Source organism: Paenibacillus sp. J22P59 (genome assembly GCF_059383895.1).
In genome coordinates this window covers 91,621-105,404 of sequence record NZ_JBXENX010000012.1, presented here as the reverse complement: position 1 = coordinate 105,404, position 13,784 = coordinate 91,621, and the positions used below count along the sequence as shown (strand labels likewise).

The 13,784-nt window shown below is 44.4% G+C and carries 7 protein-coding genes and 1 riboswitch; all 7 genes read left to right on the top strand.

Annotated features, from left to right (window positions below; genetic code table 11):
* Nucleotides 1-102 precede the first annotated feature (102 nt).
* The 7 genes from AC50YO_RS20060 (at nucleotide 103) to AC50YO_RS20030 (ending at nucleotide 13,726) form a co-directional block, all read left to right on the top strand.
* Nucleotides 103-3,423 carry a tetratricopeptide repeat protein gene (locus AC50YO_RS20060; RefSeq protein WP_494849949.1) on the top strand — a complete coding sequence of 1,107 codons (3,321 nt, stop codon included), beginning with the start codon at nucleotides 103-105 and terminating at the stop codon, nucleotides 3,421-3,423.
* Nucleotides 3,424-3,554: 131 nt separating this feature from the next.
* A riboswitch (cobalamin riboswitch) is annotated at nucleotides 3,555-3,757 on the top strand.
* Nucleotides 3,758-3,918: 161 nt separating this feature from the next.
* Nucleotides 3,919-4,671: a DUF4430 domain-containing protein gene (locus AC50YO_RS20055; RefSeq protein WP_494849948.1), complete on the top strand. Its 753-nt coding sequence runs from the start codon at nucleotides 3,919-3,921 to the stop codon at nucleotides 4,669-4,671.
* A gap of 196 nt (nucleotides 4,672-4,867) precedes the next feature.
* Nucleotides 4,868-9,442 (top strand): S-layer homology domain-containing protein, encoded by a 4,575-nt coding sequence (locus tag AC50YO_RS20050; protein ID WP_494849947.1) that lies wholly within the window; start codon nucleotides 4,868-4,870, stop codon nucleotides 9,440-9,442.
* A 63-nt stretch (nucleotides 9,443-9,505) separates the two neighbouring features.
* On the top strand, nucleotides 9,506-10,489 hold the full coding sequence (locus tag AC50YO_RS20045; RefSeq protein ID WP_494849946.1) for a DUF4430 domain-containing protein: 984 nt from the start codon (nucleotides 9,506-9,508) through the stop codon (nucleotides 10,487-10,489).
* Complete coding sequence (locus tag AC50YO_RS20040) at nucleotides 10,489-11,373, top strand: energy-coupling factor transporter transmembrane component T (RefSeq protein ID WP_494849945.1); 885 nt, start codon at nucleotides 10,489-10,491, stop codon at nucleotides 11,371-11,373. The genes AC50YO_RS20045 and AC50YO_RS20040 overlap by 1 nt, the downstream gene beginning before the upstream one ends.
* The gene (locus AC50YO_RS20035) at nucleotides 11,346-13,016 is read left to right on the top strand and encodes an ABC transporter ATP-binding protein (protein WP_494849944.1); all 1,671 of its coding nucleotides are present in this window, start codon (nucleotides 11,346-11,348) and stop codon (nucleotides 13,014-13,016) included. The genes AC50YO_RS20040 and AC50YO_RS20035 overlap by 28 nt, the downstream gene beginning before the upstream one ends.
* On the top strand, nucleotides 12,998-13,726 hold the full coding sequence (locus tag AC50YO_RS20030) for an ECF transporter S component (RefSeq protein ID WP_494849943.1): 729 nt from the start codon (nucleotides 12,998-13,000) through the stop codon (nucleotides 13,724-13,726). Before AC50YO_RS20035 ends, AC50YO_RS20030 begins: the two co-directional genes overlap by 19 nt.
* The last annotated feature ends 58 nt before the right edge of the window (nucleotides 13,727-13,784 follow it).

The window sequence follows — 13,784 nt, the reverse complement described above, 5'->3', positions numbered from 1 at the left end:
TTGTGTGGAAAATAATATGAATAAAGGTTATTTTGCCCTGTATGTGGAATGAGTCTAGAGAACTAGGAAACGAAAACTATGACAAAGGATTGGAGCATTACTATGAATAAAAGATGCATGAAATGCAACGATGAGCTTATTCAAGTGGGCATTAAACTCGTGTGTATAGGTCATTACTGCGATTATGTGGAGATAGGCTCCGATAAAGCCTGGTTTGAACAGCTCGGTACAGATCTAGCTTTATGGAATCAATCCATTATTCATAAGGCTCCGCACATTATCGCTTATGAATATGACAAGCTGTATAAGCTTCTTCTATCGGGCTCAACTTATGGCGCACAGTTTCAAATAAAGGATATGTTTGAGGTTATTTTGAAATTTCCGATATTGCTCATTTTATCCGAAGTGTTAGCAACGAAAAAAAAGAAAAACCAATATAATGATCTTTTAGTTTTCTTAACGGGAAAACCGCTAAGCTTGGGTGATTGGCAGCAAGCAGCACAAGATATTCTTGCAAAGGAAAAGGACCGCAGCGATACGATTATAGAAATATTATTGGATATTTACAGCATTTATAATACCCATCAGATCGTCTTGTGGAGAAATGATCGAATAGGTCACGGTGCTTTGCAATTAAACGATAATCTTAAGTTTCAAAAAGATATTCGAGAGATGCTTCAATTGATCGCCAACCATTTTGATAAATGTGAGGCACACTATTTAGAAATAAGCTTGGCGCTTAAAAATGCGGGGAAGTATGAACCTATGATCGGAGCGGCCTATCTTCCTGCTTCTAATAGCGGCATACCTTATCTTAATAGGAGCAGCGCCTATATTTCATTAGCTCCATTCATTCAATTCATCGAACAAGGGGTTTACTTTTTCGATTCCTACAATAGCAAGAAACAGATGGCTGCTCTGCTTAATTATCCTGCTGGCGATAAACGCAAGCAAAAGCCAACTGCTTTTCGCGAGATTTATAATAGTGTCCAAAAGAAACAACAAGCCGCACATACCGAACAATCTGCGGAAGATAATCTATACCTTCGCTCAACTTCGGCAATGGTTAATCAATTGTTGGATTCAGAGAATCTTGAGCCCTTCGAATTTCTGGTACAGCAAGTTGAGGGAGTGATGAAGAAGCATGATAGAGGCATAATGTTCCTCCAGATGGAGGATGGGATGGGGAAGACCACATTTGCCAAAATGCTCGATCCTTTCGGCTTTGGTCGCAAGCTTCCAGATGCGATATGCAGATCGTATTATGTGAATGATACTTTTTCCTACCTGCCTTCGACATTTGTTGTAAAAGTATCAGATCTATTAAGACAGTTGGATCAGAATGGAGCTATGCTCGATGGACAAATCCCGGCTGTCGATATTCACTCAAGCTCGGTGAAGCAGCAATTTTCTCGATTACTAAATGAGCTTTGCTCGAAGCATCGCCAGTACTACTCCAAGCCCAAAACACTCCTTATTATTGATGGAATTGATGAGATCCCGAATCATGGCGGTGTTACTCTATTTGATCTGATTCCAACAGCGGAAATGCTCGATCAAGGAATCTATCTGCTGATTACTTGTCGTATGACGGACCAGCTATCTTATTTCACCAGACAGAAGATTGAGGCGATAGCATGGGATGAGCAAATTATAATAAGAAGAACAGATGAAAGCTATCAGGCGCTGTTGTCGAAATTTATAAGGTCCAGAATAAAGCCGACTCCTGCTGAGGAGGCAAGGCTAATAGATATTTGTGGAGGCAAATTGATTTATCTCCATATTCTTATTAAAGCTTATTTGGAATACGGATTTGCTGAGATTGATAAGATGCCGGTAATGGCGGAGCAGCATTTTCTAGCTATTCTGAATAAGCTTTACGGGGATAAATACTTCGCTCAATTGCTTAGGATGCTTATAGCTATAACCCTCTCGCCTATGAGCCTGCCGATTAAGCTGCTATCGCGGATGTGCGGAGAAGAGAAGATTAGCTTTAAGTTTCTCTGTTTCCTGAATGAGTTAAGGCCTGTTATAGATTTTGAACGATCTGCCAAGGGAAATCAGGTAAGCGTCCACCGCATTGAAGTCACACAGTTCATCTCGGAGCATTATAAGGAGCCCTCGGATGAGCTGATCTCTGCTTGGCTGGAGGAGATAAAGAGCCTTTCCGCGGATAGGAAAGGACAAGCTTATGAAGAAGAGGATCTTTTGTATATCCTTACGCTATTGAATGTTGTAGTCGAATGTGCTCCGAGCAGGGTGGCGGAGGAGCTTCGCATATCCTATTCAGGGATTATCGAAAGCTTAATGGATAGCTTGGCTCAATATGATGGCTATTTAGATGAAGAGCTGCATCAGCGGTTCTATCTGCTCTACCGAAAAATAAATCCTGTAACAGAGAGGATATTGGAGGCGAAGGCTCCTTTTAATGCGGATATCTATTTAAGGCTAATGATTCTTATTAGTGATGGGCTGCTGAAAAATAATCTTTTGCAAGAGGCCATAGAGCATCTGGAAGAGGCAACGGATCTGCTAAATGCGCATAAGAAGAAGGTCAGTGCACTTACGAATTCCAATAGCTTGAACAGCTTGGCTGCTCTTTATTCCAAGACTGGCAATAAAGAAAAAGCAGAAAATTGCTTCCAACTATTAAACGAAGCCAATGAGCAGTTGGAGAAGGGGCTGCCCAAGGATAGAAGAGGAAAAATTGTTTCCTTTAAATCGAAGGCAGCGAATATATTACAACAGGTGGTTCATAACAAGAATAGGAATCGGCCAGACACTGCAAAAAGACTGCTGGACAGTTTATTGGATATGATTGCTGACTTAGAAAAGCAAGGCTATGACCCACATCTTTACTTTTCTGAGAAAATAACCGCTTATAAAAATTATGGTAATCTTCTCAAACGGACCCATCCAGAGGAAGCATTGGCCTATATGAACAAAGCGATAGCCTTGCTCCCTGCTATGTATGCTTATAATAAAAGAATGGCAAAACGTGCAGACAGTGATTTGCAAATGAACCTAGGGCAGGTTTACAGGCAGCTTGAGGGATGTGCAACAGAAGCAATGGCATGTTATGACCGTGCAATTGCAATTAATCTGGAAACGTTGGAGTCCGGTGGAGCGATTGAGCCTGAGGAACTGGTCAGCCTGTATAACAGCAAAGGGAATATTGAACGTGGTCGGAAGAATAATCTGAAGGCTATCGAGTATTATAGTCAAGCGATAGCGCATTATGAAGCTTATATGAAAAAGGGCATGCAGTTAAATAATATTCTATATGTCATTGCTTTAAGCTGCCGTCGTGATGCTTATCGAGCTATTGGTGAATTCGAGAAAGCAGAGGAGGATTTTTTCAAGGCAGGGAGAATCAGGTATGATAAGGAGATGGCCGCTCATATACTGAAGGGGAAGCTATAATTCATATAATGGCAAGGTCTATAACTATGCGAGTAGCGATAGATTAGAGTAATGCTTTTTTTCTTTTCTCAAAAAAAGAAAACTTTAACAAGACAAAAAATGATATAGTAAGTAAAGACATCAGGAAAACTGAATAGCGATGAGAAACAGGTGCCAATTATGCGATCGTAATTTTACATAACGCATAGATTGGTTAAAAGGGAAGTGGGTGACAATCCCACGCGGTCCCGCCGCTGTATAAGAGGAGTTCTTGCAAGATGCCACTGGGAAACTGGGAAGGCTGCGAGGATGATGATACTTGAGCCAGAATACCTGCCTGTTTTGAGACACCGGTAATTCTACGAAGGATAGGAGGGTGTTTTTTTAGTATGCTAATTTTAGCTGTACTTGCTAAGGAAACCTCTTAACTTTTCTAAGTTGAGAGGTTTTTTTGTGCGAATTTCTTTGCAAGTCCCTGCTTTTACATTTTGATGGAGAGAAAGGAAGATGATTAATATGAAGAAGATTAAAGTTATGACATGCCTGCTTATTGTAAGTTTGTTCTTATCTGTATTCTCGACTGCAGCCTATGCTACACCGACAGGCTATGTAACGATTACAGTAGAGAAATTCACTTTGGGTCAGGGTTATAGTACAGAGCCAATTCAAGTTCCTCTTTATTCTGGCGATAATGTGGCTGATCTATTGACACGCTTATTGGGAAGCGGCAATTATGATTATTCCGGAAGCACAAGCAGTGGCTTCTACTTATCGTTCATCAAAGACAATGATACAAGCAGCGTGAGCATTCCAGCTTATATTCTGACTCCGCTTATTAATGACTTTGGGGCTGTAGGAACAAAAGGCGATGCGGCATGGCTGGGCGAATTCGATTATAGCCCGATGGCAGGCTGGATGTATGCAGTCAATAATGTATTCCCAGCATACGGCATGTCCGATTATTTCCCGGTTGACGGTGACGTTATTCGTACACAATTCACTCTATATGGCTATGGTGCTGATCTTGGTGACGGCTACGGCGGAAGCTTGATTACTCCTGCCAACAAGGATGCATTGACCGCGGCAATTGGCGCGATTAACAGTGATCCAGCCAAGTCAACTATTCTTGCCGATACAGCAGTATTAGCGGCCTATAATGCTGCTTATACCGTGCTTAGCAACATGGAAAGCACACAATTAAGCGTGAATACTGCTTTGGCAGACCTGAATGATGCACTCGCCAATGCCATTGTATTGCGAGCGGCATAGGCGTCTGTTATTCGAGTATTACCCTGTTTAGATAGAGAAGCGATTAGCTTTACGATGGATAGAAAGATGTTTTATTAGTTTAGCTGTACATTCTATTAAAACCTCTTAGCTATTAAGTTGAGAGGTCTTTTTTTGTGGTTTTTTCATATTTTCATTTTTTTTATATTTGAGTAGCATTGAAAGGAAGATGAACAACATGAGAACGAATAAGTTTATAGCATGGCTGCTTATCGTTAGCATATTCCTATCCACCTTCTCGACCAGCATTTATGCACAGGGTTCGGATTCTACAACGACAGGCATTATTGTTAATGAGAATGAGGCTAATCATGCTGATACCGTACTTGCCGATACGAAGGGTGCACAAGAAAGCAGCAGTAATGAGCCTGATAATCTGGATGAAGCTATAGAGCATGTGAATGATACAGAGCCGCCGATGCTGAGCGTCAATGGCCTTGTGAACAACCAAGATGTAACGGTAAGTGAGCTTAGCTTCGAGGTTACCGTAACCGACAATGTCTATCGTGACATAACGCCAGAGGTTAAGCTCAACGGCGTACTTGTACCAGCAAACAACAGCCAATATCACGTATCGCTCAAAATTGGCGATAATACGATTACCATAACTGCTAAAGATCCTGCAGGAAATGTAGCGGAGAGCTCCTTCGTTATTACATATAAAGTAAGTTTTCATACTCTAGTTGAGCAACAAATAAAGGATAATCTCGCTTATATTTTGAAGATGGTTAAGAACCCGTCATTCGGAACAAGTGATGGAGAATGGTCAATCCTCTCATTAGCCAGAGGGAACTACCTTGTTCCAGATGGCTACTACAATACTTATCATGATAATGTTGTTAAGATTGTTCAAAATAAAAAGAACCAGTTAGATAGAACGAAATGGACAGAGCATTCTAGATTAATTATTGGCTTTACCTCGATAGGTGAAGATGTAACGAATGTCGGCGGTTATAATCAGCTTGAGAAGCTTGCTGATTTCAATAGTGTAATTAAGCAAGGTACTAATGGGTCAATTTTTGCTTTGATTGCACTGGATAGCAATAACTATGCGATCCCTGTAGTAAAAGGGGTAGCTGTACAATCGACTAGAGAAAATCTGGTTCGACATATTTTGGATAGAGAAGTTAAGAAGGGTACACCTGATGCAGGAGGTTGGGAACTAGGCACCACCACAGCAGATGTTGATATAACTGCAATGGCCATTCAAGGGTTGGCGCAGTATTATGAAACGAACTCGGAGGTTAAGGCTGCTGTAGATCGGGCTATTGTCTGGTTGTCCAATACGCAGGATAACTTGGGAAGCTTCACAAGCGGGAAAGGTACACCGTGGGAAAGTAAAAGCAGTGAAAGCATTTCACAAGTCATTGTCGCTTTAACTGCAGTAGGTATTGACCCTCATACCGATCTAAGGTTTGTGAAAAACGGAAATTCATTAGTAGATGCTTTGCTGACCTTTGCAGTACCTGGGGGCGGTATGAAGCATATTCTAACTGGTGAAGTAAACAATATGGCTACTGACCAGGGGTCTTATGCTCTTGTTGCATATGACAGGTTCATTAAGGGAGACAACCGTCTCTATGATATGACGGATGTACACGGAGCAGCGCCAAACTCGCCAAAGGAAATAGAAGTGGTATGGCCAGGTGGAGATAAGCCAACAGTAGTCATCCCACAGGATTACGTCGATTATAGAATTCCTGTTACAACAGGCCATAGCAACAAAGAATTAAGCGTAGAGATTGCTAGCGATAAGATAACCAAGGTATTGGTTCAATTGCCTTTCAACAGCAGTCTGCCGCAAATAACAGCCGTTAAAGGAAATGTGTCAGTCGCTATTCCAAAGGGTGCAATGGTTACAAGCGGCGATGCATCTGAGATTCAATTGATTACCTCATTGGATACTGCCAATTCGACCTTAAAAGCGAGCGTGACTCAGTTTGTTCCTGCTGGCAACAAACTGGATACGATCGTTCAGGCATTTGCTATGGGGAACGCTGCGAGCGTACAATTCAGCGAGTTCGTAACGCTGACTTTTACGGGGATGAGCGGGAAAGAGGCTGCTTACCTCCAGGGCGGGCTGCCTTATTCTATCCAGAAATTTGCAAGTGATGCTGAGGGCTTGGCTAGCGGCAAGAAGGAATATGCTTATGACAATGAAGGTGACTTAATTGTAAAAACAAAGCACTTTACTGATTTTGCAGCTTACTCGTACAGCTTAATTCCTAAGCCGCTGCCTGAAAAGCAATATGCGACGATATCAGTAGATAAGCAAACCATTAATAAGGGAACCGTCCTTTCAACGACGAAAGTCGAATTGCAGCCTGGAGACACAGCGTGGACGGTCTTGCAAAGAGTGCTCGACAATAGCGGCATTCGCTACGAATATGAATGGACAGAGAAATATGGAAGCGTCTATGTTCAGTCTATAGCAGGTGATGGTGAATTCGACCATGGCAGCGGCAGCGGTTGGATGTACAATGTCAACGGCTGGTATGCGAATTTTGGAGCAAGTAAATATGTGCTCGGCGATGGAGATCGTCTCCAATGGCGTTATACGACTAATCTGGGTGCAGATTTAGGGGTAGACCTGAGCCAATGGGAGGATGCAGCTGCCGAAGGTCAAGAGCTTGTCGTGGATGCTAACGACAAATCACCGGTTGTACAAGTACCTAAGGATATTGTATCGGATTATATACTGAAGCTGACGAAGAAGCTGAGCAGTACGGATAATATTACGATTACGATACCGGAAGTAAAGCCTAAAGTAATCCTTAACTTAAAGGATGTCAAAGACAGCATTCCGATGCTGACAGCGCTCAAAGGGAATGTCGCGATCGTTATTGACAAAGGCACGCAGCTCCAGGCGGGCGATACCAAGTTTGAGCTTCTTACAGCGATGGATACAGCGAATCCGAAGCTGCAAGAGCTGATCAAAGGTCTCGTAGGTGAAGGAGATAAGCTGGAACAGCTTAATCATGCTTTTGTTATTGGCGGCACAACGAATCCAGCCGTTCTCGATAAGCCATATACCTTGACTATTAAAGGCGGCAAAGGCCAGATTCCGGGCTTTGTAGACAATAACAAATTTACGCCTATTGTCATTTATGAGTCGGAGGAAGCGGGAATTCAAGCTGCCCAAGGAAGCAGCAAGAAGACTTATGCTTTTGTTAAGGGCAATGAGCTTATTGTAAAAGCAAATCATGCCATGAGCTTCGTGTCCTATACGACAAGCAAAGCAGCTACAAGCGTAGATTTGAAGCAGCTTTATAAAGATGCAGATGCGATCTCTGCTTGGGCTTATGAAGCAATCGGCAAGGCTACACAAAAAGGCTTTGTTCAAGGCAGTAACGGCAAATTCAATCCAAAAGCTACGGTTACACGAGCAGAGTTTACAAAAATGCTCGTAGCAGTGTTAAATCTAAGTGTAGAGACAAGTGACGGTATTAGCTTCACTGACGTTGCGAAGAGCGATTGGTTCTACCCTTATGTGAATGCTGCTTATAAAGAAGGAATAATGACCGGCTTTAATAATAAGTTCAATCCGAACGCCAAGATTACGCGTGAGGAAATGGCAGTGACGATTGCAAGGGCATTGGGCATCAAGCCTGTGACAATGCCAACTATGATCAAGGATATAGATAAAGTATCGGCTTGGGCGAAGGCAGATGTTCGGACTATCGTGGCCTTGGAATTGATGCTGGGCAGCAATAATCAGTTCAAGCCAAAAGATCCCGTAACAAGAGAGATGGCAGCTGTTGTAGCCATGAGAGCTTACGACTACAAGAATGATGCTGTGAAGGAAGATCCAGCCAATAAGGTAGTCAAGCCGTATATTCAAGCAACTGGCGCTTTTCTCCAAAACGCGATTACAGATCCGGTTGTAGCTAGTGTCGGCGGAGAGTGGACGGTATTCGGACTGGCTCGTTCCGGCATTAAGGTGCCTGATGCGTATTACGCCAAATACTACGCTAATCTTGAAAAAACGCTGATAGAAAAATCGGGCAAGCTGCATGCTGTGAAATATACGGAATATGATAGAGTCATATTGGCGTTAACCGCCATTGGGAAAAACGTTGATAACGTAGCAGGCTATGATTTGAGAGCGCCTCTGGCAGATTTCGATACGGTTATTAAACAGGGGATTAACGGTCCCGTCTTTGCCCTGATTGCGCTCGACAGCAATAACTACGATATTCCTGTCGTTAAGGGAGTCAAGACACAGACAACAAGAGAGCTGCTAGTTGAATTCATTCTCAAAAGAGAAATTAGTGGAGGAGGATGGGCTTTGGGAACTGATGCTGCCAAAGCCGATCCCGATATTACGGCAATGGTTCTTCAAGGTCTGACCCCGTACTATAAAACGAACCAACAGGTAAAAGCAGCGGTGGACCGCGCAATAGCCTGGCTGTCCCAAACGCAGTCAGCAGACGGAGGCTATTCAAGCTGGGATTCGAGCAACTCCGAGAGCATTGCTCAGGTTGTTGTCGCACTTGCCAGCCTTGGCATAGATCCGCATCGTGATGCCAGATTCATTAAGAACGGGCATTCGACAGTCGATGCCTTGCTCAGCTTCGCTGCCCAGGATGGGGGCTTCTATCATGTGAAGTCTGGCGGAGTAGGCAATGGCGGCGCAAAGCCGGGGGAAGTAGACCTGATGGCTACTGATCAAGCGATGTATGCGCTGGTTGCTTATGACCGATTCGTTAATGGACAAGCTCGTTTGTATGATATGAGCGATGTGAAGAAGTAAAATTACAGATTAAGCAAGGGTAGAAGATGCCCTTGCTTCATTTTTTTAAGGTGGGATAGACAAATGAGGAACAAAAAATGGTGGGCTGGTATCGTCATCATCGCTCTGTTAGCGGTGGCATTCTTCTGGGGAGGCGATTATCAGAAAAATCCAGGTAAGCATACCGACAGCAGCATAGAAACGTCAATTGCAGATAATACGGTGTCACCTGAGGAGCCCGTGCAAGGGCAACCAAGCGAACTAGACGGCGATGGAGCTAGCGCTACCACTAGTCCTGATGCGATAGTTGAGACGGAGGAGCCTTCGCAGTCCGAGCAACCGGCCGCAACGGATAAGCCGGTACAGCCAGAGAAGACAGAGGATAACGAGGCACCGGCAGAAACCGTTAAACCAACGGATAAAGAGAAGGAACCGGCGGAAGAGGCAACCTCTAAGCCGCAGGACAAAGCTCCTAAACCAACAGCAAGTGCGAAACCAACTCCTTCACCAAAGCCAAGCCAACCGGATAATAAGGCGCCTGATAAGAACGGAACGGATAAAAAAGATAAATACCAGACCGATCCTGTGCCTGAGGGCAAACCGAAGCCTGTGGAATGGCAGGATGTCACGGTAGATAAAAGTGAGAAATTGACTATTACATTGTCCGTAACGGCGGCGACGATTTTAGATAATATGGATATTTTTAATCAGGATAAGCTTGAGGTATTGCCTAAGGACGGTATTATTTATAAAAAGCAAAAGGTAACCTTCTATGCTGGAGAGTCTGTGTTCGATGTATTGCTAAGAGAAATGAAAAAGAACAAGATTCATATGGAATTTGAGATGACTCCCATCTATAACAGCAATTATATAGAAGGCATTAACAATCTCTATGAGTTTGACTGCGGCGAACTGAGCGGCTGGATGTACAAGGTGAATGGCTGGTTCCCTAATTACGGCAGCAGCCGTTATGTCCTCAAAGACGGTGACGTCGTGGAGTGGATGTATACCTGCGATTTGGGACGGGATATAGGCGGCGACATGGCTGCAACAGGAGATAAGAAGTAATGGGTTTTTCTACTTTTCATCCGATTGTTAATTTCAGTTATTTCGTTGCGGTGCTGCTGTTCAGCATGCTGTTCATGCATCCGATTTTTCAAGCCATTGCGCTCATAAGCAGCGTTATCTATTCGATTCTGCTAAAAGGAAAAAGCGCCATCACCTTTAATATTCTCTATATGATCCCGCTTCTGCTTCTAATGGCGGCTATGAATCCCGTATTCAATCATGCGGGCGTTACGATTCTATTCTATTTGGACAATGGAAACCCGATTACGCTGGAGTCGATTCTGTATGGTGTGGCGGCTGCCTGCATGTTCGTGACGGTTATTATATGGTTCTCCTGTTATAACGTTGTGATGACTTCGGATAAGTTCATCTACTTGTTCGGGCGAGCAGTGCCTGCGCTATCATTAATTTTCTCGATGGTGCTGCGGTTCGTGCCTAGATATCTAGCGCAAATCAAGGTGATTTCGAATGCTCAGAAATGCATTGGCAGAGATATTACACAAGGGAGCCTTCTAGCAAGGGCGCGGAATGGTTTAACGATTCTCTCGATTATGACGACCTGGGCATTAGAAAATGCGATTGAAACCGCGGACTCGATGAAAGCACGGGGCTATGGCTTGCCGAAACGGACGAGCTTCTCGATCTTTCGGCTTGATCGTCGGGACAAGCTTATCCTTCTCATGATGCTCGGGTTAATACTGGTCGTCTTAGCAGGTGCCGCAACGGGAGAGAATACGCTCCGTTTCTTCCCGTCGATTAAGGCAGCAACGATAACCCCGTTTAGTATGGTCGTATATGCGGCTTATCTTTTATTATGTATGATGCCTGTAATCATTAACTGGGTGGAGGCGTTGAAATGGAAATCTATCGAATCGAAGATGTAGTCTTCACTTTTCCCAATAAGGAGCAAGAGGCTCTCTCTCATATTAACCTTACGGTCACTAGCGGCGAGTTCGTTACGATTGCCGGCAAGTCAGGCAGTGGCAAAAGCACGTTGCTGAGGCATTTGAAGCCCATACTTACTCCCCATGGGAATCGCAGCGGCGAGATTCTCTTCCGCGGTCAACCGATAGGGGAGTTGGAGCAGCGTACGCAAGCCTCGGAGATAGGATTCGTGCTTCAGAACCCGGACAATCAGATCGTGACGGATAAGGTGTGGCATGAGCTCGCCTTTGGGCTGGAGAGCTTGGGCTATAAGAACAGCATTATTCGCTTGCGTGTAGCGGAGATGGCTAGTTTTTTTGGCATCCAGACCTGGTTTCACAAATCGGTGACAGAGCTGTCAGGGGGGCAGAAGCAGCTGCTCAATCTGGCATCCATTATGGCTATGCATCCATCCGTTCTCATTCTGGATGAGCCAACCTCTCAGCTAGACCCTATTGCAGCGGCAGACTTTATGGAAACGGTGAAAAAAATCAATCGAGAGCTTGGAACAACGATCATTATGACTGAGCATCGCCTGGAGGATATTCTCCCTATGTCCGATCGTCTTATCGTGATGGATAAGGGAATGATCCTTGCCGATGATACCCCTCAAAAGGTAGGGGAAACGCTGCATAGTCTTAATCATCCGATGTTTGCTTCAATGCCTTCACCAATGCAGATTTTCGCAGGAGTCGATAATCGCTTGTCCTGTCCAGTAACAGTGAAGGATGGGCGGCAATGGTTGAATGCGTACCTTAGCGACAAGACAGCGGCGGCCCTGACCGAACAGAAGGAGAGTCCTGCGATATCGAGTCAGGTTGCTATATCGTTCAAAGATGTCTGGTTCAAATATGATAAACATGGTCCTGATATTATTAGAGACCTGTCGTTTGAAGTAAGGGAAGGGCAGTTCTACAGTATTGTGGGCGGCAATGGTACGGGGAAGACCTCGACACTGTCACTCATTAGCGGCATCCTTCAACCTTACAGGGGGAAGGTAAGCATAATCGGCAAGAACCCTGCGGTAATGAAAGCCAAAGAGCTATTCACCAACAATCTGGGAGTGCTCCCGCAAAATCCGCAAGCGTTATTTGTGAAAAAAACAGTAGAGCAGGATTTATACGAAATGCTCGCTTCTTTAAATATAACGAAGGAAGAAAAGGCGGAGAAGGTGCAAGCGATTGTAGAGTTTGCAGAGCTAGAGCCGCTGCTCTCCATGCACCCGTATGATCTTAGCGGCGGGGAGCAGCAGCGTGCGGCACTTGCCAAGGTGCTGCTTCTGGAGCCGACCATATTGTTGCTTGATGAGCCCACCAAAGGGCTAGATGGATTTTTCAAGGAAAAGCTGGCTGCCTTCCTTCAAAAGCTGAATGCGAAAGGCGTTACAATCGTGATGGTCTCGCATGACATTGAGTTCTGCGCCAAATATTCGGAGGTCTGTGCGATGTTCTTCGATGGAAGTATCATTACGACGAATAAGGCCAAGGCTTTTTTTGCAGGAAACAGTTTCTATACAACGGCAGCCAATCGAATGGTGCGCCATGTATGGAGCGAGGGAGTAACGGTAGAGGATGTGATTGAGCTTTGTCAGAGAAGCAGCTAGCAGACAAGCGTTTGAGCAGGCGGACCTTATTATCAGCCGTGCTTATTCTCGTCGTAATCCCAGCAACGATTATGCTTGGCGTATTCGTATTAGACGATCGGAAGTATTACTTCATTAGCCTGTTAATTATATTGTATACGATGATTCCCTTTGCAATGGTATTCGAGAAGCGCAAGCCTCAGGCACGCGAGTTAATCGTCATTGCAGTAATGGCCTCTATTGCAGTAGCTGGACGAGCTGCGTTTTTCATGCTGCCGCAATTTAAGCCAGTTGTAGCGATAGTTATTATTGCAGGAGTCAGCTTTGGTGCAGAGGCTGGTTTTCTGGTAGGAGCAACAGCGGGATTTGTATCGAACTTCTTCTTTGGGCAAGGGCCATGGACACCGTGGCAAATGTTCTGTTTTGGAATCATCGGTTTTCTAGCTGGGATTCTGTTCAAGAAGGGCTTGCTCAAAAAGACGAAGCTGGCTCTATGTATATTCGGCGGGCTATCCACCTTCGTTGTCTACGGAGGCATTATTAATATAGGCTCTCTAATGATGTTCACTTCTCAGTTCTCATGGAAGGCTCTACTCGCGACCTACGTCTCGGGCTTCTGGTTCGATATGGTGCATGCGATTGCGACTGTGTTCTTCCTCTACATTTTATCAAGGCCTATGCTGGAGAAGCTGGATCGAATTAAATCGAAGTATGGGTTGATTGAGCCTTAGAGGAAATAGAATAGGTTGTGTTGTACTCGTATGATCAGAGGTTAGCGGAAGCTGGTTC